Below are 24,040 nucleotides of genomic sequence, written 5' to 3'. Positions count from 1 at the left end.
GCTTGGTATGGCAACTACGCCACGGACTACACCACGGCGCCGGCGTTCGGGTCGTCCGGATCGCCTTCGCTCTTGGTTGGCTTGACCAGGTCTTCGCGCTTGATGCCCAGCCACAAGGCCATGGCCGCCGCGACGAACACCGAGGAATAGATGCCGAACAGGATGCCGATGGTCAGCGCCAGGGCGAAGTAGAACAGCGTGGGGCCGCCGAAGAGCAGCATGGACAGCACCATGACCTCGGTCGAGCCGTGCGTGATGATGGTGCGGCTGATGGTGGAGGTGATGGCGTGGTCCACCACCTGTTGGGGCGTCATCTTGCGCTGGCGCCGGAAGGTCTCGCGGATGCGGTCGAAGATGACCACCGATTCGTTGACCGAGTAGCCCAGCACCGCCAGCGTGGCCGCGAGCACGGCCAGCGAGAACTCCCACTGGAAGAAGGCGAAGAAGCCCAGGATGATGACCACGTCGTGCAGGTTGGCGATGATGGCCGAGACCGCGTACTTCCATTCGAAGCGGACGGCCAAGTAGATGATGATGCCCCCGATCACCAGGGCCAGGGCGATCAGGCCGTTGTGCAGCAGCTCCTCGCCCACCTGCGGCCCGACAAACTCGGTGCGGCTGAGCGTGACGGCCGGGTTCTGGGCCTTGAGCGCGGCGAACAGGGCCTCGGCCTGCTGGCCGGAGCTTTGTCCCTGCACGGCGGGCAGGCGCAGCAGCACGTCGCGCGAACTGCCGAAGTTCTGCACGGGCACCTCGAGGTAGCCCAGATCCTCGACCACGCGCCGCACGGCGGCGAGGTCGGCCGGCTGCTCGTAGGCCACCTCGACCACGGTGCCGCCGGTGAATTCCACCGACAGGTGCAGGCCGCGCGTCACGAGGAAGAACACGGCCAGCAGGAAAGTGATGAACGAGATCGCGTTCAGCACGATCGCGTGCCGCATGAACGGGATGTCGCGGCGGATGCGGAAGAACTCCATCGTGGGCTCCGGGTGCGGGGGTCAGTCGGCCTTGGCGGGGGTGGCGTCGCCCTCGGGGCGCCACACCGTGCCGACGGAGATGGACTTGAGCTTCTTCTGGCGGCCGTACCAAAAGTTCACCAGGCCGCGCGAGAAGAACACGGCGGAGAACATGCTGGTGAGGATGCCCAGGCAGTGCACCACGGCGAAGCCGCGCACCGGACCCGAGCCGAACAGCAGCAGCGCCAGGCCCGCGATCAGCGAGGTGACGTTGGAGTCGAAGATCGTCGCCCAGGCGCGGTCGTAGCCCGCGTTGATGGCCGCCTGCGGCGTGGCCCCACGGCGCAGCTCCTCGCGCACCCGCTCGTTGATGAGCACGTTGGCGTCGATGGCCATGCCCAGCGCCAGCGCCATGGCCGCCATGCCGGGCAGGGTGAGCGTGGCCTGCAGCATGGACAGCACGGCCACCAGCAGCAGCACGTTGAAGCCCAGCGCGATGGCGGAGAACACGCCGAACATCATGTAGTAGACGCACATGAAAGCCGCCACCACCACGAAGCCCCAGGTCACGCTGTGGAAGCCCTTGGAGATGTTCTCGGCGCCCAGGCTGGGACCGATGGTGCGCTCCTCGATGATCTCCATCGGCGCGGCCAGCGAGCCGGCGCGCAGCAGCAGCGCGGTGTCGCTGGCCTCCATGGTGGTCATGGCGCCGGAAATCTGCACGCGCCCGCCGCCGATCTCGGTGCGGATCACGGGCGCCGTCACGACCTCGCCCTTGCCCTTCTCGAACAGGATGATGGCCATGCGCTTGCCCACGTTGTCGCGCGTGACGTCGCGGAAGATGCGCGAGCCCTTGCTGTCGAGCGTGAGGTGCACCGCGGGCTCGTGGGACTGGCCGTCGAAGCCGGCCTGCGCGTCGGTGAGGTTCTCGCCGGTGAGCAGCACCTCGCGCTTGACGATGACGGGGCGGCCGCTGCGCTCCAGGTAGCGCTCGGAGCCGAAAGGCACGGGCCCGGTGCCGCGCTCGGCGGCCAGGCCGTCGGCGCTTTCGTCGACCAGGCGCACCTGCAGCGTGGCGGTGCGGCCCAGGATGTCCTTGGCCTTGGCGGTGTCCTGCACGCCGGGCAACTGCACCACGATGCGGTCGGCGCCCTGCTGCTGGATCACCGGCTCGGCCACGCCGAGCTCGTTGATCCGGTTGTGCAGGGTGGTCATGTTCTGCTTGAGCGCCTGATCCTGAACCGCGCGCGCGGCCTCGGGGCGGATGGTCGCGGTGATGCGGGTGTCGCTGCCCTCGGCCGTCTCGGTCAACACCAGCTCGGTGAACTGCGCCCGCGCCAGGTCGACCACCGCGTTGCGCGTGGCCTCGTCGCGCACGCGCAGCTCGATGGTCTGGCCGCTGCGCTGGATGCCGCCGTGGCGGATGTTCTTCTCGCGCAGGGCGTTGCGCAGGTCGGTGGCCAGCACATCGGCGCGGCGCTCCAGGGCGGCCTTCATGTCCACCTGCAGCATGAAGTGCACGCCGCCGCGCAGGTCCAGGCCCAGGTACATGGGCCGGGCGTGCAGGGCCGACAGCCAGGCCGGCGTGCGCGGCACCAGGTTCAGCGCCACCACGTGGCTGGGATCGGCGGCGTCGGTGTTGAGCGCGCGGTCGATGGCGTCGCGCGCCTTCAGCTGGGTATCGGTGTCATCGAAGCGCGCGCGCACCGAGCTGCCTTCGAGCGAGAGCGCGCTGGGGGTGATCGAGGCCGCCGACAGCGCCTGCTCGACCCGCGCGACCGTGCCCGTGTCCACGCGCACCGTGGCCTTGGCCGCCGACACCTGCACCGCCGGCGCTTCGCCGAACAGGTTGGGCAGCGCGTAGATCGCGCCAACCAGCAGGGCGATCACGATGATCGCGTACTTCCACAGCGGGTATCGGTTCATACAGGGCCTTCGGCGCTCGCGAGGTCTTGGTCAGAAACGCGACGGACCGGCCTGCGCCGGTCCGCTCGCGTGGCCCCCTTGACGGGGCCACGGGCCGGTGTCGGCCGGCCCGTGCGGGGTTTACTTGATCGTGCCCTTGGGCAGCACCTGCACGACGGCGGTGCGCTGCATCTGGACTTCCAGGCCGGCGGCAAGTTCCACGCCGATGTAGGTGTCGCCGATCTTGGACACCTTGCCGAGGAAGCCACCGGCGGTGACGATCTCGTCGCCCTTGGCCACGGCCTCGATCATGGCCTTGTGCTCCTTCTGGCGCTTGAGCTGCGGGCGGATCATCACGAAGTACAGCACCACGAACATCAGCACCAGGGGCAGCAGGCCCAGCAGGGTGGACTCGGTGCCACCAGAGGCGGCTTGGGCGTAGGCGGGGGAAATCAACACAGGCGGTCTCCAGCGGGTTCAGAACAACCGGCGATTGTATGCCGCCCCCTTGACAGAGGCGGGTTTCTCAGCCGCTGAAGCCGCCGCCGCGTCAGGCGGCCTGGCGCGCCGGCGCCGCGGTGGCGCCTTCACGCCAGCGCGCCAGCAGCGCCTCGCGCCGCGCGGCGGCGGCCTGGGCGTGGCGCTCCTTCACGTGGCCAAAGCCCTTGATCTGCTCGGGCAACCGCGCGATCTCCAGCGCCAGCGCCTGGCTGTCGGGCGTGAGCCCGGACAGCAGGGCCTCGACGTCGGCGCGGTACTGGGCGATCAGGGCGCGCTCCATGCGGCGCTCGGCGGTGCGGCCGAAGGGATCGAGCGCGCCGCCGCGCAGGCCCTTGAACTTCGCCAGCCAGCGGAAGGCCGTGAACATGAAAGGACCGTAGGGCCGCTTGACCAGCTCGCCGCGCTCGTTCTTCTTGGCGAACAGCGGCGGCGCCAGGTGCACCTTGAGCGAGAAGTCGCCCTCGAACTGGGCCGCGATCTTGTCGTGGAAGGCGGCGTCGGTGTGCAGGCGCGCCACCTCGTACTCGTCCTTGTAGGCCATGAGCTTGAACAGCGAACGCGCCACAGCCTCGCTCAGCGCGGTCTTGCCCAGGGCCTGCGACTCGGCCTGGCGCACGCGCTCGACGAAGTCGCGGTATTCGCGGGCGTAGGCCGCGTTCTGGTAGCCGGTGAGGAAATCGGCCCGGCGGGCGATGAGCTGCTCCAGCGTCTCGCGCGGCTGGAACTGGATGACCTGCGCGGCCGGACCGGCCAGACCGCTGGCGGCCAGCACGGCCGGCAGGTCGTGCGCGGCGCGGCGGCCCCATTCGAAGGCGGCCTTGTTTTGCTCCACCGCCACAGCGTTGAGCTCGATCGCGCGCATCAGTGCGGCCTGGCCCAGCGGGATCCAGCCCTTCTGCCAGGCGTAGCCCAGCATCAGCGGGTTGGTGTACAGGCTGTCGCCGAGCAGGCGGGTGGCCAGGTGCTCGGCGTCCACCACGCCCACCGCCTGATGGCCCAGGTGGTTGACCAGGGTGTCCACGCAGGCCTGCGCAGGGCTGAGCCAGTCGGGGTTCTTCACGAAGGCCGCCGTGGGCGTGGCGCTGCTGTTCACGGCCACGTGCGTGCGGCCTTCGCGCAGGCGCTGCCAGGTTTCCTTGTTGGCGGCCACGATCGGGTCGCAGCCGATGACCAGGTCGGCCGAGGCGGCCGAGACGCGGGTGGTGCGGATGCGCTCCTGCGAGTCGCCGATCAGCACGTGGCTCCAAGTGGCGCCGCCCTTTTGCGCCAGGCCCGCCGCGTCCTGCGTGACGATGCCCTTGCCTTCCAGGTGCGCGGCCACGCCCAGCAGCTGGCCGATGGTAATGACGCCCGTGCCGCCCACGCCGGCGACGATGATGCCCCAGGCGTCGTGGCCCAGCGCTGGCAACGTCGGGTGCGGCAGCGCGCCGCCCTCCCACCCGACCTTGGCCGCGCCCTTCTTCTTGCGCAGCTGGCCGCCCTCCACCGTCACGAAGCTCGGGCAGAAGCCGTTCACGCAGGAGAAGTCCTTGTTGCAGGTGCTCTGGTTGATCTGGCGCTTGCGACCGAAGGGCGTCTCCAGCGGCTCCACCGACAGGCAGTTGGACTTCTCGCCGCAGTCGCCGCAGCCCTCGCACACCAGCTCGTTGATGACCACGCGCTGGTTCGGCTCGGCCATGGTGCCGCGCTTGCGGCGGCGGCGTTTTTCGGTGGCGCAGGTCTGGTCGTAGATGATGACCGTGGTGCCCTCGATCTCACGGAACTCGCGCTGCACGGCGTCCAGCGTGTCGCGGTGCTGGATGGCGATGCCCTCGGGAATGCCCGTCACGCCGTCGTATTTGTCGGGCTCGTCGGTGACGATGGTGATCTTTTTCACCCCCTCGGCGCGCATGCTCTGCGCGATCTGCACCACGCTGTGGCCCTCGGGGCGCTCGCCCACCTGCTGGCCGCCGGTCATGGCCACGGCATCGTTGTAGAGGATCTTGTAGGTGATGTTCACGCCCGAGGCGATGCTCTGGCGGATCGCCAGGATGCCCGAGTGGAAGTAGGTGCCGTCGCCGAGGTTGGCGAACATGTGCTTGTCGGTGCTGAAGGGCTGCTGACCCACCCAGGGCACGCCCTCGCCGCCCATCTGGGTGAAGCCCACGGTGGCGCGGTCCATCCAGATGCTCATGAAGTGGCAGCCGATGCCGGCCATGGCGCGCGAGCCCTCGGGCACCTTGGTGCTGGTGTTGTGCGGGCAGCCGGAGCAGAACCAGGGCTGGCGCTCGGCGCCGGGCACGCCCTGGGTCAACAGGGTCTGCAGCGAGCGCTCCTGGGCGTCGAGGATGGCCAGCTGCGCGTCGATGCGCGCCATCACGTCCTCGGGCACATTGCCCAGCTTCTTCAGGCGCCTGGCAATGGCGCGCGCGATCAGCGCCGGATTGAGGTCGGCCTTGGCGCGCAGCAGGGTGTTGGCGCTGGGGTTGGGGCGCGACCATTCGCCGCCGCTGAAATCGTCCTCGGACTCGTCGAACTTGCCGAGCACGTTGGGGCGCACGTCGGGCCGCCAGTTGTACAGCTCTTCCTTCAGCTGGTACTCGATGACCTGGCGCTTTTCCTCCACCACCAGGATCTCGCGCAGGCCGGTGGCGAACTCGCGCGTGGTCTGAGCCTCCAGCGGCCACACCACCGCCACCTTGTGCAAGCGCAAACCGATGCGGCGGCAGGTGGCGTCGTCCAGGCCCAGGTCCACCAGCGCCTGGCGCGTGTCGTTGTACGCCTTGCCGCTGGCGATGACGCCGAAGCGGTCGTTGGGTCCGGCCACCACGTTGTGGTTGAGCTTGTTGGCGCGCACGTAGGCCAGGGCCGCGTACCACTTGTGGTCGAACAGGCGGGCCTCCTGCTCCAGCGCGTGGTCGGGCCAGCGGATGTGCAGGCCGCCGGGTGGCATCTCGAACTCGGGGATCACGATCTGCACGCGCTCGGGGTCGATCAGCGCGGTGGAGCTCGATTCGACGATCTCCTGGATGGTCTTCATGCCCGTCCACACGCCCGAGAAGCGGCTCATGGCGAAGGCGTGCAGGCCCAGGTCCAGGATCTCCTGCACGCTGGCCGGAAAGAACACCGGCAGGCCGCAGGCCTTGAAGATGTGGTCGCTTTGGTGCGCGGCGGTGGAGCTCTTGGCCACGTGGTCGTCGCCGGCCACCGCGATCACGCCGCCCCAGGGGCTGGTGCCGGCCATGTTGGCGTGCTTGAACACGTCGGAGCAGCGGTCCACGCCCGGGCCCTTGCCATACCAGATGCCGAAGACGCCATCGAAGCGGTTCGTGCCCGGGGGCGCGAAGCCCAGCTGCTGCGTGCCCCACAGCGCCGTGGCCGCCAGCTCCTCGTTCACGCCGGGCTGGAAGACGATGTTCTGCTTCTTGAGGTGCGGCGCCGCCTTCTGCAGGGACTGGTCATAGCCCCCCAGCGGCGAACCGCGGTAGCCGCTGATGAACCCCGCCGTGTTCTTGCCGATCAGCGCGTCGCGCTGGCGCTGCAGCATGGGCAGCTTCACCAGGGCCTGCACCCCGCTCATGAAGGCGCGGCCGTGGTCCAGTGTGTATTTGTCGTCCAGGGTGACGGTTTCCAGGGCCTGGCGGATGTGCTCGGGCAGCGGCGCGTTCATGTTCTGTCTCCTTCGTGGGCGGGGCGTCTCGTGGACGCAGGCGTGCGGGGGCCGGCCCCGGGTAGGGACCGGCCCCCAGTCTGCCGCGCAGTGTATGCCCCAGCTTCCGATAGGTGTTTGCTTTTCATGCCCGGAATTCGCATCATTCAGAAAGAATATTTCTTCATTCCGCCCATCATGGAAACACTGGACAAGTTTGACCTCTCGATCCTGCAAGAACTGCAAGCCGATGGCCGGCTCACCAACGCCGAGCTCGCGCAGCGCGTGGGCCTGTCGCCGGCGCCCTGCTGGCGGCGCGTGCGCTCACTGGAAGAGCGGGGCTTCATCCAGGGCTACCGCGCCGTGCTGGACCGCGACAAGCTCGGCCTGGGGGTGCTGGCCTTCGTGCGGCTGGACGCCGACCGCAACAACGGCGACACCACGCGCCAGCTCGAACAGGCCATCCGCGCCATCCCCGAGGTGGTGGCCTGCCACTACATCAGCGGCTCCGGCACCTTCGAGCTGCAGGTGGTGAGCCGCGACCTGCACCACTTCAGCGCCTTCGCACGCGAGGTCCTGCTCAACCTGCCCAACGTCAAGGACCTGCACACCAGCTTCTCCCTGGGGGAGGTCAAGGCGGGCGGCGCGCTGCCCCTGAGCCACTTTGCGACCCTGCCCAAGCACTCGGCCTAAAGAAAGACCTAACGCCTGGGCATGGCCCCGGCCGCCCTGGGCCCTGAAAAGGCGCCGCCCGATCAAAAGCCGACGCCCCGCGCCCCGGCCGGCGCCACGCTGCCTTTGTTCTGATGGCCTGCCGGGCAAAGGTACGCACACGGCAATACCAGACAAAACTTAAGCAAAACAATCGTCCATTTGTGATCGAATTTCGACCGCTAAGTCACCTATGTGCCTCAAGTGCTTGAAAAACGTGACTTTTTCCTATCTGATGAATTGTCACAGGGAGTTTCCGCGCCTAGCATTCGGCCCAACGTAGAACCAAAGTGGTACACAACAAAGTACTCAATTTTTCAAATTTGAAGGAACCCTTGTGAAGAACTCCCTGCTGCTCCGCTCGGCCCTGGCCCTGGCCCTGGCCCTGGCCACCCCCCTGATGGCGTCCGCCGAATCCCAGCTGGTCACCGGCGCCGGCAACGCCGCCGCCCGCCTGGATTTCCGCGTCATCGTGCCGCGCGTGCTGTTCCTGGGCGTGGGCACCGGCGCCGCCGCCGCCACCCCGGCCAACAACACCACCATCGACACGGTCACGTTCGACTACACCGCCAACCCGGCGGCCGTCGGCACCGGCGCGGCGGCCGGCACCATCACCGGCAACGTGGTGCCGGTGCGCGTGATCGGCAACAACGGCCAGATCACCCTGGCGGCCTCCACCACCGGCGCCTTGACCAACGCCAGCGCCGACACCATCGCCTGGTCCGAGATCACCGCCACCAGCAACCAGGCCGCCACGCTGCCCAGCCCGGTCATCCCGAACACCGGCGCGGGCGCGGCGAGCAACGTCTCCCTGTCCTCCGGCACCAAGGTCACGGACCGCTCGGCCAACTGGACCTTCAGCTACGCCAACTCGGCCGTGGTGGCCCCCGGCACCTACGGCACCAGCAACGGCCGCGTGACCTACACCGCGTCCATGCCCTGAAGGCGCGGGCCCGGCCGCAGGCTCAGCCCCCTGTGACACCAGGCCCCGGCCTGCGCCGGCGAACGAAGGGGACACACCATCCCCTTCGCCCGGCCTCCCCACCCGATCCGCCACCCCGATGGGACGCTCGACGAGCCGCCCCGGAAGCCCTAGGTCCCGAGACACCATGCCGCGCGCCGCGCCCTCGAGCCCCCTGAGAACCGCCGTCGGTGCTGGCCTGCTGCTGCTGGGCCTGGCGGGCATGGCCACCGCCCACGCCTGGTCGCTGAACATCAACTCCGGCAGCCGCCGCCTGTTCCTGCACGTGGGCAATGGTTCGGTGAGCAACGCCAGCGGCAACTTCAACGGCGCCACGGGCACCCACGGCGCGATCAACCTGGTGCAGGTCACGGTGCCGGCGGCCCAGCTGGGCAACGGCACCGACCTGGCCATGACCAGCGACAGCACCCAGTCCACCAGCCTGTACGGCGATGGCAACAACACCTGCCCGACGCCGTCCAGCCAGGTGATGGTGGGCGCCGGCTACCGCCGCAACGGCGGCTCGGCCAGCGCCACGCTCGGCGTCACCTCGCCCGGCAACCTCACCAGCGCCGCCGGCGACACGATCCCGTTCACCGAAATCAGCTGGACCGTCTCGGCCCCGGGCAGCGGTGTGCCGAACGTGATTCCCGCCGGCACCTTCAGCGGCGCCACGCAGACCCTCGCCACGGTGCCCGGCAACACCTACATCGAAAACTGCCACAGCTTCAGCTACGCCAACAACGCCGTGCGCGCGGCGGGCACCTACAACGGGCGGGTGACCTACACCCTGAGCGCGCCATGAGCCGCGCGCGCCCACGGGCCCGCCTGGCCAGCGCCCTGCTGGGCGCCACGCTGGCCCTGCCGGCGGCGGCCAACCCGCACCGCCTGGACGATTCCCAGAGCTACACCGTTCCGCCCAATGTGCAGATGCAGTGGCTGCCGCTCAAGCCCGGCCAGCCCTTCGGGCAGGGCATGGAGGCCTGGCTGCGCGTGAACGTGCGCATCGACACCCGCCAGTGGGCCGGCCGCAGCGGCCGCGTCTACATGGTGCTGCCCTCGGACCAGGCCTCCCGCGTCGAGGCCGTCTGGACCACCCAGGGCCGGCTGCAGGCCGGGCGGCTGCTGTCCGGCGAGAGGGCCCTGGTGTACGCCGGCCCCATCCCCGGCCCGACGCTGCAGGACCAACTGCAGGTGCACCTGCGCGCCAACCCGGACTGGACCGCCAACAGCCGCCGCCTGGACTTCCATTTCGAACTGGACGTGGACTGAACGCCCCATGCGCATCGCCTCCTTGACACGCCTGCTGCTCGCCGCCGGGGCCGGCGCACTCTCCCTCCAGACCGTCCCCGCCGGGGCGCAGGGCTTCGCCGCCTACATCACGCCGCCCCGCTTCGAGCTGCAGCTCAAGGCCGGCGAGGCCTCGCGCCAGGTGGTGGAGATCCAGCACGCGGGCCTGCAGAAGGGCAGCTACCGCCTCTACACGAACGACTGGAGCCTGCGCGCCGACCAGTCGGTGGACTTCAGCGACGCCCTGGCGCCCGACAGCTGCCGCCCCTGGGTGGCGATCGAGCGGCGCGAGCTCACCATCGAACCCGGCGCGCGCTACCGCTACCGCTTCGAGATCGCGCCGCCGCCGGGCACGCCGGCGCGCGAGTGCCGCTTCGCGCTGATGATCGAAGGCCTGGACACCACGCGCGTGCAGGGCGACCTGAACTTCCCGGTGGGCGGGCGCATCGGCGTGATCGTCTACGCCAGCGTCGGCGACGCCGCGCCGCAGCTGGCCATCACCGGCACGCGCGTGGTCACGGTGCAAGGCCAGCCCACCGCCGTGGTCGACGTGCGCAACAGCGGCAACGCCCATGGCCGGCTGGAGGGCTTCGTCAACGGCACCGACGCCCGCGGCACGCGCGTGGAAATGGCGCCGGCCGACCTGCCCATCCTGCCGGGCGAGACCCGCTCGGTGGCGATCCTCCCGGTGCCGGAGAACGGCAAGCCCGCGCCCGAGCTGCACTTTCCGCTGACGGTCAAGGGCCAACTGGAGTGGGGCAAGAACCGCCTGCCGCTGGACGCCCGCTTCGCGCCGTGAAGGCCCCGATGCCGCGTCCGCGCCTCGGCCTGCTGATCCTCCTGGGCGCCTGGACGCCCTGGCTGGGCGCCCAGACCGGCGAGGCCCCGCCCGCCGGCGGCGCCGCGCCCTACGTGGACCGCGTGATCGAGAACCTGCCGCCCGAACCGGCGGACACCGCCGCCGACTATCCCTACGACCGCGACGGCTGGCCGCGCTACCTGCGGCTGGAGGCGCGCGTGGGCTCGTTGCCCTTCGACCAGCAGCGCCGCACCCGCATCGGCTACGGCCTGTACGGCCTCCTGGAAACGCCCAACCACGGCAGCCTGTCCATCGATGGCACCTACACCCCGGCCGACAGCAGCGGCACGCTGACGCTGCGCCAGCGCGCCATGCCGCTGGACGGCGGCTGGCTGGCCAGCCACGAACTGGGCGTGATCAACCCGCCCATGCCGGGCATCCTGCGCCTGCCGGCGCGCGTGTTCGTGCCCAGCGCGCTGCTGCAGGGCGCCAGCGCCGAGTGGGAGAACCCGGGCCGCGGCCTGCAGTTGCAGGCCAGCACCGGCGAACCCGGCCGGCTCGACTTCCTGCCGGCCAACGGCTTTCGCCGCCTGCCCGGCCAGCGCACGGCCTTCGGCGGCCAGTGGCGCCTCGGCGCCGACGAGGCCAACCCGCTGGCCACCCAGGGCTGGACGCTCGCCCTGCGCCACGAGGACGGGCGGCGCGTGTCGGTGCTGGACACCCCCGCTCAGCCGAGCGACACCGTCAACGCCGACTCCACCCTGCTGGCCCTGCGGCGCGAAGACGCCGGCTACCGCCTGCAGGGCCAGCTGATGAGCACCCGCTCCAGCCAGTTCAGCGGCTCGCGCAGCGGCTTCTGGTTCGACGGCGAATGGGACGACGGCCCGCGCACCCACGGCCTGGGCGCCTACCGCCTGCAGCCGGACCTGAGCTGGGCGAACCTGCCCATGGCCAACGACCTGGTCGGCGCCTACGCGCGCACGGCCTGGCGCACGCGGCAGTGGTCGGCCGAGGGCTCCATCGACTGGCTCGACTCCCTCAGCGGGCGCAGCGGCAGCGGCACCTTCGCCACCGGCTCGGCCCGCTGGCGCCTCAACCGCGACCACAGCCTGGGCGCCGGCGCCACGCTGCGCCGCTTCGACGGCGACGCCTGGAGCACCTGGGGCGACTGGCGCTTCCAGAATGGCTGGGGCACCACCGGCCTGCGCCTGGAACTCACGCACGGCCAGGGCGAGCCCGACTCGCGCTGGCTGAGTTGGGACCAAGAGTGGGCCACGCAACAGGGCTGGGCGGTCTCCACCAGCCTCGGCCTGCGCAACTACGACGCCTTCCAGGTCCAGCCCGCCGAGAACGCCTGGAACGCCGCGCTGAGCCTGTCCGCGCCGCTGGGCAACCGCGCCGGCCTGCGCGGCAACCTCGCCACCGAGCGCGGCGACAACGGTCAGTCGCGCCACAGCCTGAACCTGAGCGCCAACTGGCGCATCGACCCGCGCTGGAGCCTGGAAGCCCACTACAACCGCTCCACCGGCCGCAGCCGCCTCGCGCCCTCGCTGGACCCGCTGGCGCCCTTTCTGCCGCTCACCGTGCCGGACTCGGACCGCTCGTTCTACGTGCTGCTGCGCTACGAGTTCGAGGCCGGCAGCCGCAGCGTGCCCCTGGGCGGGCGCGCGGCCGACGGCGGCGGGCGCATCGAAGGCACGGTGTATTTCGACACCAACCGCAACGGCACGCAGGAGGCCAGCGAGGCCGGCGTGCCCAACGCCACCGTCTACCTGGACAACCGCTACGCCGTGCGCACCGACAGCCAGGGCCGCTTCGAATTCCCCTTCGTGGCCAGCGGGCCGCGCACGCTCAGCGTGCGCAACGACAGCCTACCGCTGCCCTGGGGCGTGGTCGACAAGGGCCAGGCCCTGCTGGAGGTGCGCCGGCGCGAGAGCGTGTCGGTGAGCCTCCCGGTGCAGCGCAATGAATAAGCGCTGACGAACGGGGCCTCGCCCCATTCAAGTTCGGGCCCAAAAGCACGATAAGGGGTGCATGTCCACCCCCCTTCGCCCGTTCCTGCCCGCCGCGGCCGCCTGCGCGCTGCTGCTGGCGCCGGCCACCGGCATGGGCGACAGCGCGTGGGCACCGCGGGGCAATGCCAGTGCCGCGCTGGACTTCCGCATCGTCATTCCGCCGGTGATGCGCGTGCTGGAGAACAGCCACCCGCGCCAGCTCGACGCCTCCGCCGGCGGCGAGGCCAGTGCCCAGCAGCGCCTGGTGGTGCTCTCCAACCTGAAGCACGGGTTCTGTGTCTCGCTGCGCCGCGCCGCGCCCCAACTCGGCACCTGGGAGCTGCAGGCCGACCCGAACAGCGGCGTCCAGCTCAGCCCCACGGCCGACGGCTACCGCCTCTGCAGCACCCGCCCGGGGCAATACACGGTGCTGCTGCAGCACCGCTTCGGCACCCGCGACAGCCAGACCAGCGCCTTGCACTGGCCGGTGCAGACCGACATCTCGGCCATCTGATCCCCGCGCGCCGTGGCCGTTCGCCCACGAAACGCCGTGTCGGGATGTAAGCCTCACGCCCCGATCACGCATTCGAGCGTGGCCTCGCGGCGCGGCTGCGCCAATCTGTTCTGTACTTATCGGCGGGGGCGCGCGGACAGGTGCGGCGCGATGCCGTGGCGCTGCCACACCCGGCGCACGGTCGTGGCGCTGAGACCCAGGTAAGCCGCCAGGCTGCGCGTGCTCCAGTTCGTGCCCGCGGCCGGCTGCTCGTCCCGCGTCGCGCGCAACACGTACCACTCGACCGCGGCGGTCACGCTCGGCGCGCGCCCCGAACGCGGCGCGTCCTGCAGCAAGGCCTGGACGCCACCCTCGATGAAGCGCCGGCGCCACAAGGCCACCTGGCGCCGATCGAGCTTCACCTCCTCGGCGATGTCCTTGTTGCGCCAGCCCTGCGCCGCCAGCAGGATCAACCGGGCGCGCTGCTGCACACGGGCCTGCACGCGCCGCCCCTTGGACAGCGCGCGCAATTCGCGCTCGGTTTTCGCATCCGTCTCGATCGCTTCGGCCACCCGCATCTTGGCTACCTCCTGGGCGACTGAGCCCTTCTCGCGAGCATAAGTTCCATCAATTCTGGCGCGCTGTACACCGATGCGCGCGAACGAATTTCCGCGCGGGTATCGGTCGCATGCATCACGCGGCTCAACTCAAGCTTCGTTACATGCGACCCAGGGGCGGGCTCCAAGAATGAATTGGCGAGCGCGGGCCCCGCCTGTCCGCGCCTTACCCCCCAACCACCCCGACACGCAGGGAGTCATGCATGCCGTGCTTCAGCCGCCAGCCTTTGCCATGCGCCCTCCAGGTGCATACCAAGCACCCACACAGGGCGCGCCCGTCCAACCCCAGCATCCGCGGTGGGCCCTGACATGGCCCGCGCGCACGCCCAAGGGCTGGAGAGGCGCCGATCCGCGCAAGGCGGACCGGGCGTCGTCGTCCCGCTCCACACCGAACACGACCTCGCCCACAGCCTCGCGCCCTGGGCCGACCTCGGCCGGCGCGAACAACAGGTCAGGGCCTGGCTGGTGCTCACCGACCTGTGCGTGCTCGGCCTGTGCTTCATCGCCGGGCGCCTGCCGGCGTGGCTTCGCGACGAGGTGAGCCTCTCGCAGGCCATGAACGTCTGGTGGGCCGCCAACGGCCACCTGCGCCTCACCCTGTTCGCCGCCATCGCCGTGGCCATGGTGAGCTGGATGTGGACCGTGCAGGGCCACTACACAGCGCACCGCCGCAAACCCTGGTGGGACGAAGCGCGCCAGCTGATCCAGGTGATCGTGCTCGCGGCCCTGCTCGACGCCATGGTCATCTACCTCGCCAAGTGGCCGCTCTCCCGCCTGTGGACCGGCGCCACCTGGGGCCTGGTGTTCATCTGTCTGCCGCTGGCCCGCCTGGCGGTGCGCGGCCTGTTGTTGCGCGCCGGCCTGCTCACGCAACCCTACGTGCTCATCGGCCACCCTGGCGACGTCGAGAAGGCCGCCGCCGCCTTGGCCAGCGAGCCCCTGCTGGGCTACCGGCCGGTGGCCGTCGTCTGCCCCGACCCCGGCGCGCGGCTGGTCAAGCTCGCCGGCGGGCACGTGGTCGCGCCCACGGCGCTCACGCCCGGCGTGCGCGACTTCCTCGCGCGGCCCGGGCCCCACCAGCTGGTGGGGGTGCTGGGCCTGCGCGACAACAACTGGCTGCGCGAACTCGCGCAGGAGCTCATGCTCACCCGCGACGACCTCGTTATGGTGCCCGCACTCGGCGGCCTGCCCATCTACGGCATGGAGGTCTCGCACTTCTTCAGCCACGACGTGCTGCTGCTGCGCGCCCGCAACAACCTCAACCGCCGCGGCCCGCAGGTGCTCAAGCGCGCGCTCGACATCGTGGGCGCGGCCACCCTGCTGGTGCTGCTGGCGCCGCTGCTGGCCTGGGTCGCCTGGCGCATCAAGCGCGACGACGCCGGCCCGGTCTTCTTCGTGCAGAAGCGCGTGGGCGTGGACGGCCAGCTGTTCGACTTCATCAAGTTCCGCAGCATGGTGATGGACGCCGACGCCGCGCTGGAGCGCTGGAAAACCGAGAACGAGAAGCTCTACGTGCAGTACCTGGCCAGCAACTTCAAGCTGGCCAACGACCCCAGGGTCACCCCGATCGGCCGCCTGATCCGACGCACCAGCATCGACGAGCTGCCCCAGCTCATCAACGTGCTGCGCGGCGAGATGAGCCTGGTCGGTCCGCGCCCGCTGCTGGCCCGCGAGCTCGGCGAATACGGCAAGAGCATCGCCGCCTACGGCAAGGCCCGCCCCGGCATCACCGGCCTGTGGCAGATCAGCGGCCGCAGCGCCAGCACCTTTCAACACCGCATCAACATGGACCTCTGGTACGTGCGCAACTGGTCGCTCTGGTACGACCTCGTGATCATGCTGCGCACCGTGCGCGTGGTTCTCAGACAGGAAGGCGCTTGCTGATGAACACACCCGACAGCATCTACGTCGCGGGCCACCGCGGCATGGTCGGCTCGGCCATCGTGCGCCGGCTGCTCGCCGCCGGCCACCCGGCCAGCCGCCTGCTCACCCGCACGCACGCCGAGCTCAACCTGACGGACCAGGCCGCCGTGCGCGCCTTCTTCGCGCGGATCCAGCCGAAGCAGGTGTACCTCGCCGCGGCCAAGGTCGGCGGCATCCACGCCAACAACGTCTTCCCCGCCGACTTCATCTACCAGAACCTCATGATCGCGGCCAACGTGATCGAAGCCGCGTTCTGCAACGGCGTGCAGAAGCTGCTGTTCCTCGGCTCCAGCTGCATCTACCCCCGGCTGGCGCCCCAGCCCATGAGCGAGCAGGCCCTGCTCACCGGGCCGCTGGAGCCCACCAACGAGCCCTACGCGGTGGCCAAGATCGCCGGCATCAAGCTGTGCGAAAGCTACAACCGCCAGTTCGGTGCCAGCCATGGCGTGGACTACCGCTGCGTCATGCCCACCAACCTGTATGGGCCGGGCGACAACTACCACCCGGACAACAGCCACGTCATCCCCGCGCTGATCCGCCGCTTCCATGAAGCGAAGGAGATCGACGCGCCCGAGGTCGCCATCTGGGGCAGCGGCGCGCCGCTGCGCGAGTTCCTCTACGTCGACGACATGGCCGCCGCCTGCGTGCACGTGATGAACCTGCCCAAGGCCCGCTACGCGCAGCACACGCAGCCCATGCTCAGCCACATCAACGTGGGCTCGGGGTCGGACCTGAGCATCGCCGAACTCGCGCACGGCATCGCCCGCGTCGTGGGCTTCAAGGGCCGCATCGGCTTCGACGCCAGCAAACCCGACGGCGCGCCGCGCAAGCTCATGAACAGCGACCGCCTGCACAGCCTGGGCTGGCGGGCCCAGGTCGACCTGCCCCAGGGACTGGCACTGACCTACCAGGACTTCCTCCAGACCACCGCCCTCCGCCAATTGCCGATCGCCGCGCTATGACCACCAACCCGCCCCTCCCCCACGCCAAGCCCCGCGTCGCCCTCATCACCGGCGTCACCGGCCAGGATGGCTCCTACCTCGCCGAGCTGCTGCTCGACAAGGGCTACGTCGTGCACGGCATCAAGCGCCGCAGCAGCCAGTTCAACACCCAGCGGGTGGACCACATCTACCAGGACCCGCACATCGACGACGCCCGCTTCCACCTGCACTACGGCGACCTGAGCGACACCAGCAACCTGATCCGCATCGTGCAGGAAACGCAGCCCGACGAGGTCTACAACCTCGGCGCGCAGAGCCACGTGGCGGTGAGCTTCGAGAGCCCCGAGTACACCGCCGACGTGGACGGCATGGGCACGCTGCGCCTGCTCGAGGCCATCCGCATCCTCGGGCTGGAGAAGAAGACGCGCTTCTACCAGGCCAGCACCTCCGAGCTGTACGGCCTGGTGCAGGAGATCCCGCAGAAGGAAACCACGCCCTTCTACCCGCGCAGCCCCTACGCCGTGGCCAAGCTCTACGCGTACTGGATCGTGGTGAACTACCGCGAGGCCTACGGCATGTACGCCTGCAACGGCATCCTGTTCAACCACGAGTCGCCGCGCCGCGGCGAGACCTTCGTCACCCGCAAGATCACGCGCGGCCTTGCCAACATCGCGCAGGGACTGGAGCGCTGCCTGTATATGGGCAACCTCGATTCGCTGCGCGACTGGGGCCACGCCAAGGACTACGTGCGCATGCAGTGGATGATGCTGCAGCAGGAACGGCCCGAGGACTTCGTCATCGCCACCGGCGTGCAGTACAGCGTGCGCCAGTTCATCGACATGGCCGCGCGCGAACTGGGCATCAGCCTGCGCTTCGAGGGCGAGGGCGCGAACGAGCGGGCCATCGTGCAGGCCGTCGAGGGCGACCATGCGCCGGCGCTGCGGCCGGGCCAGGTGATCGTGCAGGTGGACCCGCGCTACTTCCGCCCCACCGAGGTGGAGACGCTGCTGGGCGACCCCGCCAAGGCCAAGGCCTCGCTGGGCTGGGTGCCGCGGATCGCCCTGCGCGAGATGGTGACGGAGATGGTGGCCGCCGACCTGGCGCAGGCCCGCCGCCACGCCCTGCTCAAGACCCACGGCTACGCCGTGGCGGTGTCCGGCGAGCACTGACCCAGCGGACGCACGGCCATGTTGCTCCCCCAGCCCTTGCGCCCATCGGCCCTGGCCCGCTCGCCCCTGGCGCGGCGCATGGCCTCGGGCGCGGGCGCCTACGGCTACGCGCAGGCGGTGAGCATCGGCACGCAGCTGGTCTCGCTGCCGCTGTTCCTGCACTACTGGGACATGGCCACCTACGGCTACTGGCTGGCCCTGACGGCCTTGCCCTTCTACCTGTCGATGGCCGACGCCGGCATCTCCCACGCCGCGTGCAACCGCATGATCGGCCTGATCACGCAAGGCCAGAAGGCGCGCGCCGTCGAGGTGTTCCACAGCGCCGTGGCCTTCGTGGCGGCGGTCTCGCTGCTGGCCCTGCTGGCCGTGGGCGGCACCTTGCTGCTGCTGCCCGCCGGCACACTGCAGGCGCCCGGCTGGAAGGCGGTGCTCATGCTGCTGTCGCTGAGCGTCGTGCTCAGCCTGTTCTGCAGCCTGGCCGAGGTCATCTACAAGGCCACCGGCGGCTACGCGGCCGGCACCTACCTGGTGACCACCGGCCGCCTGGTCGACTGGACCGGCGGCCTGGTCGGCCTGGCGCTCACGCAGCGCTTCATCGGCGTCGCCGCGGCCATGCTGCTGGCGCGCCTGGGCTACACGCTGCTCAGCCTCTGGCTGAGCCAGCGGCGCACCGACTTCCTGCGCTGGGGCCTGCGCCACGCCAACGCGGCCGACATCCGCCAGACCGCGGCACCCGGCATGCTGTTCCTCTCGCTCTCGCTCACCAACGCGCTGAGCCTGCAGGGCTTCACGCTGCTGGTGGCCGCCACCCTGGGCCCCGCCGCCACCGCCGTGTTCAACACCTACCGCACCATCGCCCGGGTCGTGGTGCAGGTCACCAACGCCCTGAGCAACCCGCTCTGGCCCGAGCTCACGGCCCTCAAGGGCCAGCGGGACGACGCCGCCTTCTGGCGGCTCTACCGCCGGGCCAAGCGCCTGGGCCTGTTGATCGCGGTGGCCGGCGCCGCGCTGGTGTACGCGGCCTCGCCCCACCTGCTGGAGGTCTGGACCCACGGCCAGATCCCCTTCACCGCCAGCGGCATGGCGCTGTTCCTGCTCTACGCCGCCGTGTGTTCGGCCACCCAGGTCCCGCGCGTCGTGCTCATGTCCATCAACCGCCACGCCGGCCTGGCCGCGCAGAGCCTGGCCGCCGCCGTGGTCTCGCTCGTGGTGGCCTGGCTGGTCTGGCGCGGCGCCGGCATGGCGGGCGTGGTGGGCGCCATGGTGCTGGGCGAGGCCCTGGTCTGGCTCACCGCCACGCGCGCGGTGCAGCGCCTGCACGCCACGAAAGGCGCCGCATGATCGTCGACCTCGTCCACGCCCCGCCCCCCGACACGCCGCACGACGTGATCGTCGTCGGCGGCGGCACGGTGGCCCTGCTGCTGGCGGTGCTGCTGGAGCGCCAGGGCCAGCGCGTGCTGGTGCTGGAGACCGGCGGCGGCGGCTTCGAAACTCCGGCGCAGCAGCTCAACGAGGCCAGCGTCATCGGCCGCGCCCACAACGGCATCGCCATGGCGCGCGGGCGCGCGCTGGGCGGCACCTCCAACCTCTGGGGCGGCCAGCTCACCGGCTTCGTGCCGTCCGACTTCGAGGCCCGCGCGGGCGTGTCCGACGCGCCCTGGCCGATCGCCTACCAAGACCTGCTGCCCTGGTACGACGCCGTGGCCCGGGAGCTGCGCCTGGCCGACGCACTCGACGAGGACACGCCTCAGGCGCACAAGCTGTTCGGCAACGGCTACCCCGAGATCCCGGGCTTCACCTTGTTCCTCACCCGCTGGCTCAAGGAGCCCGCCATGGCCCGGTACTTCGGCGAGCGCCTGCGCCACGCGCCCCGGCTCACCGTCCTGCTGCACGCCCACGCCACCGGCCTGGAGCTGTCGGCCGACGGCCAGTGCGTCGCTGCCGTGCGCGTGGCGCGGCCCGACGGCCGCTCGGCCACCCTGCGCAGCCCGCGCGTCGTGCTGGCCAACGGCACCATCGAAATCGCCCGCCTGCTGCTGGCCTGCGCGGCCGAGCAGCCCCAGGCCCCGTGGGCGGCCAACCCCTGGCTCGGCGCCGGCTTCCAGGACCACCTGGAAATGCGCGGCGGCCAGGTGCACCCGCTCGACAGGCCGCGCTTCCTGCGCACCTTCCAGAACATCGTGCTGGGCGGCCACAAGTACCAGCCCAAGCTGCGGCTGAACACCGGTGCGGACCCCGCGCTCCAGGTCTCGGGCTACTTCGCGTTCGAGTCCAGCATCGCCGAGCACCTGCAGCACCTGAAGGTGCTGGCCCGCTCGCTGACCCGCGGCGCCCTGCCGCGCCAGGGCCTGGGCGAGGTGCTGCGCCACGTGCGGGGCATGGGCAGCGCCTGGCTGCCGATGGCCGTGCAGTACCTGCGGCACCACCGCATCTACAACCCGGCCGACCGGGGCGTCTGGCTCGTCATGCACGCCGAACAACTGCCCCGCGACGACAGCCGCATCGCCCTCGACCACCAGCGCAAGGACCGCTTCGGCATGCCCCTGGCCGCGCTGGACTGGCGCATCGGCGGGCGGCCCGAGGTGCAGGCCATGGCCGCTTTCGTGCGCCGCGCCGGGCGCAGCCTGCAGGCCGCCGGGCTGGCCCGCGTGGAGATCGATCCGCTGCTCGCCGACGAGGACCCGCGCGCGCTGGACCGGGCCACCGACACCTACCACCAGTGCGGCGGCGCCCGCATGGGCCACCACCCGCGCGACGGCGTGGTCGACCGCGAACTGCGCGTGTTCGGCACCCACAACCTGTACGTGGCGGGCGCCGCGGTGTTCCGCACCTCCAGCTACGCCAACCCCACGTTCACCGCCATGGCGCTCACGGCCCGCCTGGCCGACCAGCTGGGCCGCGAGGCGGCCACGGCATGACCATGGACAGCCACGCCGCCCTCATCGCCCAGCGCCTGGGCTTTGGCTGCGGCCGCCTCAAGGGCGGCCATGAAAAAGCCAACGCCCTGCGGCTGGTGCACGCCGCGCTGGACATGGGGCTGCGCCACTTCGACACCGCGCCACCCTATGGGCTGGGCATGTCGGAAGCGGTGCTGGGCGAGGCCCTCAAGGGCCGGCAGGAGCCCGTCACCGTGTTCACCAAGGCCGGGTTGGCGCGCCCCGCCTCGCCCGGCCTGCTGCACACGGCGCGCGCCATCGTCCGGCCCCTGGCCCAGCGCGTGCCGGGGCTGCGCAGCGCGGTGCTCAAAGGCATGGCCCAGCGCGCCGCGCCCGCGCAGTTCCACCCCGACTTCATCGCCCGCTCCTTCGACACCAGCCTGCGCCTGCTGCAAACCGAGCGGGTGGAGGGCCTGCTGCTGCACGAGGCGCAGGCGCACGACGCGCTGGCGCCCTTGGAGCCGCTGCTCGAGCGCCGCGTGGCCCAGGGCCAGCTGGGCGCCTATGGCAGTTCCACCGGCGAATCCGCCGCCCGGCTGGTGCGCTTTGGGGCGGTGCGGCAGTACCGCTGCCCCCTGCCCGGCACCGAAGGGCCGCCGGCGGGGCCCACGGACATCCAGCACGGCGCGTTCCGGTGCATCGCCCCGGCCATCGCGCAGCGGATCGAACAGGACCCGCGGCTCAAGGACCAGCTGGCCAGCCTCCTGCCCCCCGGCACGGACCCGATGACCGCGACCGGGGCGCTGGCGCTGGCCTATGCGCTGGCGCGCGGCCAGCACCGCCTGCTGTTCTCGACCGACCAGCCGCGCCGCCTGGTCGGCACGCTGTCGCTCCTGTGGCACGTCACGGGCTCGGCCCACTGGCGGCCCGCGATGCAGGCGCTGCACGCGGCCTTCGTCCCGAGAGGTACCCCATGCGCGGGCTGAGCACGCAGCTGTCGCGCTGGTTGCTGGGCGGCGCCATCTACCTCACGGGCTGGTACTACGAAGGGCCGGCGCTTCAGGCCGCCCAGATGGGCGCCATCAGCCTGCTGCTGATGGCCGGCTTCTTTTCCCTGCTGTCGGGCGACACGCTGCGCATCCGGCCCAGCCTCGTCGAATGGCTGTTCAGCGCCGCCTTCCTGTTCGCCATGCTGGTGGCCTGGGCCAGGGGCAACGCGCTGTCGACGATGTACGGCGCCATGCTGCTGCTGGTGCTGGCGGCCATCGCCCTGATGGTCCGGCACGGCCGGGCGGACGGCTTGGTCGCCGTGTTCCGGTGGGCCTATGTCGCGCTGCTCGGCACGCTGCTGCTGGTGGAGCCCCAGGCCCTGTTCGCCTCGCTCGCCGGCCACGTGGAGTACGGCCAGGGGCTGGTGCGCTACCAACCGCTGGGCATGCACCCCAACCTGAGCGGGCTGGTCTACGGCGGGGGGGCGCTGCTGTTCTTCCAGCACAGCCTGGCCGTGCGGCAACGGCCCCGACAGCTGTTCGCGCTGGCCATGGCGGGGCTGTGCCTGTGCGTGCTGCTGGCCGCGTCCGCGCGCGCCGGGATGCTGGCGCTGGCCATCACCGGCGCGACGGGCGTCACCCTGATCGCCTGGCGCGGCTCGCGCCGTGCGCGCATGGGCCTGGCGCTGGCGGTGCTCGCCGGCCTGGCGCTCGTGCTTCTGAAGTGGGCCGACATCAAGGACTACCTGTCCCTCATCCTCGATGTCGACTCGCCCACGCGGGGCGTGGAGTCCGGCGCCACCGGGCGCACCGATCTCTGGCGTGCCGGCGTCGAACTGGTGTTCTCCGACGGCGCGCTGCTGTTCACGGGGCGGGGCATCCGCTCGGCCCTGCCCGAGATCATCGGCTTCCCGGTCGAGAGCTCGTACATCAACCTGGCGCTGGAGCACGGGCTGTTCTTCGGCTCGCTCATCGTGCTGGCCTTCGCGGTCACCGGCTGCCGTGCGCTCAAGCACGGGCTGCAGGCCCAGCCGCCGCACTACCCGCTGTTCATGGCCGGGCTGATGGTGGTCTTCATCCTGGCCCAGTCGGTCTTCAACCGGTACCTGATCGGCGTGGGCAACCCCTATTCGCTCTGGATCCTCGTGCTGATCCTGCAACTGAACCTGCGGGCCATGCCCTCGGACCTGCGGGCCCGGCGCGCGCGAGCGGCGGCGCGCGCATGGCCCATGGACCGCGAAGCCTTCACCCCCCCTGGGAGCCTGACATGACACACAGAGACACGGACACCACGCTGATGCTGTGCCTGGCGACGGTGCTGATCACCCTGTCGCACCTGGACGCCTTCGTGCCGGACCCGCGCATCGCCACGGGCGGCGCCATCGGCAACTCGCTCTTCTTCTTCCTCTCGGGCTTTGGCCTGGCCAAGAGCCTGAACGCCGAGGCGGCGGGGGGCGCGCCGCCTTCGCTGTCGACCTACCTGCGCAAACGGGTGGTTCGCCTCTACCCCGCCGTCCTCATCGTGGCCTGCGCCATGCTCGCGGCCGGCATGGTCCACGTCGGCGGCATCGCCGAACTGGCGGCGGTCTTCGTCTGGCCCACGCCGTTCTGGTTCATCTCCGCGGTCATGGTGTTCTACGTGCCGGTGTTCTACCTGGCGCGCCTGCGCCCCACCGGCATCGCCACGGCCATGGCGCTGTTGCTGGTGCCCTACGCCTTGTTCTACAGCCAGCTGGACCTGTCCACCTTCGTCGTGGAAGGGCGGGGCAACGATTTCACCTGGGCCAACCACTTCAAGTGGATCAACTACTTCGGCCTCACGCTGATGGGCTGCCTGGTCGCGCGCCTGGGCCTGACGCCCCGGCTCGGCCCCGCCGCCATCGCCTGGCTGCTGAGCGGCCTGCTGCTGTTCCTCGTCGCCAAGCTCACGCTGTTGCGCCTCGGCCTGGGCCATCTGCAGTTCGTGTTCCAGGCCCTGCTGTACCCGATCGTCTATGGCTGCTTCCACGTCTTCGCCTCGGAGGCGCTGCTCAAGCCCCTGCGGTCCACGCCGCTGTTTCCCGTGGTCGCGCTGCTGGGCGGCCTGACCCTGGAGATCTACCTGACGCAGACCGCCTGGATCCGTTGGCTGGAAGCCCAGAGCTACCCCTACGGCCCGCTCGCGCTGCTGCTCCTGGCCCTGGTGCCGCTGCTGGTGTTCTCGGTGCTGACGCGCTGGGTGTCGCAGCGCATGGGCTCGGGCGTCTCGCGCCTGTTCCAGCCCGCCACCGCTTGACCCCATTTGACA

The 24,040-nt window shown here is 70.5% G+C and carries 20 protein-coding genes; 15 read left to right on the top strand and 5 right to left on the bottom strand.

All coding sequences use genetic code 11. The annotated features are described in order from the left end of the window. Positions 1-26 precede the first annotated feature (26 nt). From secF to BHU06_RS13965, 4 genes are all read right to left on the bottom strand, one after another. On the bottom strand, positions 27-977 hold the full coding sequence (gene secF / locus BHU06_RS13980) for a protein translocase subunit SecF (protein WP_070399786.1): 951 nt from the start codon (positions 975-977) through the stop codon (positions 27-29). A gap of 21 nt (positions 978-998) precedes the next feature. After that, complete coding sequence (gene secD / locus BHU06_RS13975) at positions 999-2,882, bottom strand: protein translocase subunit SecD (RefSeq protein WP_070399785.1); 1,884 nt, start codon at positions 2,880-2,882, stop codon at positions 999-1,001. Positions 2,883-3,002: 120 nt separating this feature from the next. Beyond that, a complete protein-coding gene (gene yajC, locus BHU06_RS13970; RefSeq protein ID WP_070399784.1) occupies positions 3,003-3,320 on the bottom strand; it encodes a preprotein translocase subunit YajC in 318 nt (105 codons plus the stop codon). A gap of 91 nt (positions 3,321-3,411) precedes the next feature. Next, positions 3,412-7,011, bottom strand: a complete 3,600-nt coding sequence (locus tag BHU06_RS13965) for an indolepyruvate ferredoxin oxidoreductase family protein (RefSeq protein ID WP_070399783.1) — start codon at positions 7,009-7,011, stop codon at positions 3,412-3,414. Between the two features lie 177 nt (positions 7,012-7,188). On the opposite strand from BHU06_RS13965, the gene BHU06_RS13960 reads away from it, so the two are divergent. From BHU06_RS13960 to BHU06_RS13930, 7 genes are all read left to right on the top strand, one after another. Continuing rightward, on the top strand, positions 7,189-7,683 hold the full coding sequence (locus tag BHU06_RS13960) for an Lrp/AsnC family transcriptional regulator (protein ID WP_070399876.1): 495 nt from the start codon (positions 7,189-7,191) through the stop codon (positions 7,681-7,683). A 355-nt stretch (positions 7,684-8,038) separates the two neighbouring features. Then, entirely contained in the window at positions 8,039-8,644 is a 606-nt protein-coding gene (locus BHU06_RS13955; protein WP_070399782.1) for a hypothetical protein, read from the top strand. 166 nt (positions 8,645-8,810) lie between these two features. Then, positions 8,811-9,467, top strand: a complete 657-nt coding sequence (locus tag BHU06_RS13950; protein WP_070399781.1) for a hypothetical protein — start codon at positions 8,811-8,813, stop codon at positions 9,465-9,467. Next, positions 9,464-9,934, top strand: coding sequence for a hypothetical protein (locus BHU06_RS13945; RefSeq protein WP_070399780.1), 471 nt, complete (start codon positions 9,464-9,466; stop codon positions 9,932-9,934). The genes BHU06_RS13950 and BHU06_RS13945 overlap by 4 nt, the downstream gene beginning before the upstream one ends. Positions 9,935-9,941: 7 nt before the next feature. Then, positions 9,942-10,751 (top strand): hypothetical protein, encoded by an 810-nt coding sequence (locus BHU06_RS13940; protein WP_070399779.1) that lies wholly within the window; start codon positions 9,942-9,944, stop codon positions 10,749-10,751. Between the two features lie 8 nt (positions 10,752-10,759). Then, a complete protein-coding gene (locus tag BHU06_RS13935) occupies positions 10,760-12,724 on the top strand; it encodes a carboxypeptidase-like regulatory domain-containing protein (RefSeq protein WP_070399778.1) in 1,965 nt (654 codons plus the stop codon). 61 nt (positions 12,725-12,785) lie between these two features. Beyond that, positions 12,786-13,259, top strand: coding sequence for a hypothetical protein (locus tag BHU06_RS13930; protein ID WP_070399777.1), 474 nt, complete (start codon positions 12,786-12,788; stop codon positions 13,257-13,259). 116 nt (positions 13,260-13,375) lie between these two features. On the opposite strand, the gene BHU06_RS13925 is transcribed toward BHU06_RS13930, so the two are convergent. Continuing rightward, positions 13,376-13,816 carry a helix-turn-helix domain-containing protein gene (locus BHU06_RS13925; RefSeq protein WP_070399776.1) on the bottom strand — a complete coding sequence of 147 codons (441 nt, stop codon included), beginning with the start codon at positions 13,814-13,816 and terminating at the stop codon, positions 13,376-13,378. 348 nt (positions 13,817-14,164) lie between these two features. On the opposite strand from BHU06_RS13925, the gene wbaP reads away from it, so the two are divergent. The 8 genes from wbaP to BHU06_RS22825 are packed head-to-tail and all read left to right on the top strand — an operon-like array spanning position 14,165 to position 24,028. Beyond that, positions 14,165-15,739: an undecaprenyl-phosphate galactose phosphotransferase WbaP gene (wbaP, locus tag BHU06_RS13920; RefSeq protein ID WP_070399775.1), complete on the top strand. Its 1,575-nt coding sequence runs from the start codon at positions 14,165-14,167 to the stop codon at positions 15,737-15,739. Then, positions 15,739-16,740, top strand: coding sequence for a GDP-L-fucose synthase (locus tag BHU06_RS13915; protein ID WP_070399774.1), 1,002 nt, complete (start codon positions 15,739-15,741; stop codon positions 16,738-16,740). The genes wbaP and BHU06_RS13915 overlap by 1 nt, the downstream gene beginning before the upstream one ends. Further along, complete coding sequence (gene gmd / locus BHU06_RS13910) at positions 16,737-17,888, top strand: GDP-mannose 4,6-dehydratase (RefSeq protein ID WP_070399773.1); 1,152 nt, start codon at positions 16,737-16,739, stop codon at positions 17,886-17,888. Before BHU06_RS13915 ends, gmd begins: the two co-directional genes overlap by 4 nt. An 18-nt stretch (positions 17,889-17,906) precedes the next feature. After that, positions 17,907-19,229: a lipopolysaccharide biosynthesis protein gene (locus tag BHU06_RS13905; protein ID WP_070399772.1), complete on the top strand. Its 1,323-nt coding sequence runs from the start codon at positions 17,907-17,909 to the stop codon at positions 19,227-19,229. Next, positions 19,226-20,806 (top strand): GMC oxidoreductase, encoded by a 1,581-nt coding sequence (locus BHU06_RS13900; RefSeq protein WP_070399771.1) that lies wholly within the window; start codon positions 19,226-19,228, stop codon positions 20,804-20,806. The genes BHU06_RS13905 and BHU06_RS13900 overlap by 4 nt, the downstream gene beginning before the upstream one ends. After that, positions 20,803-21,750, top strand: coding sequence for an aldo/keto reductase (locus BHU06_RS13895; protein ID WP_070399770.1), 948 nt, complete (start codon positions 20,803-20,805; stop codon positions 21,748-21,750). The genes BHU06_RS13900 and BHU06_RS13895 overlap by 4 nt, the downstream gene beginning before the upstream one ends. Beyond that, on the top strand, positions 21,738-23,024 hold the full coding sequence (locus tag BHU06_RS22830; RefSeq protein WP_070399769.1) for a hypothetical protein: 1,287 nt from the start codon (positions 21,738-21,740) through the stop codon (positions 23,022-23,024). Before BHU06_RS13895 ends, BHU06_RS22830 begins: the two co-directional genes overlap by 13 nt. After that, positions 23,021-24,028 carry an acyltransferase gene (locus tag BHU06_RS22825; protein WP_175442857.1) on the top strand — a complete coding sequence of 336 codons (1,008 nt, stop codon included), beginning with the start codon at positions 23,021-23,023 and terminating at the stop codon, positions 24,026-24,028. Before BHU06_RS22830 ends, BHU06_RS22825 begins: the two co-directional genes overlap by 4 nt. Positions 24,029-24,040: the final 12 nt, after the last annotated feature.

Source organism: Hydrogenophaga sp. PML113 (genome assembly GCF_001777155.1).
GTDB lineage: Bacteria > Pseudomonadota > Gammaproteobacteria > Burkholderiales > Burkholderiaceae_C > Hydrogenophaga > Hydrogenophaga borbori.
Note: the sequence above shows the minus strand (reverse complement) of the source record. Positions and strands in the feature narration are given on the sequence as shown.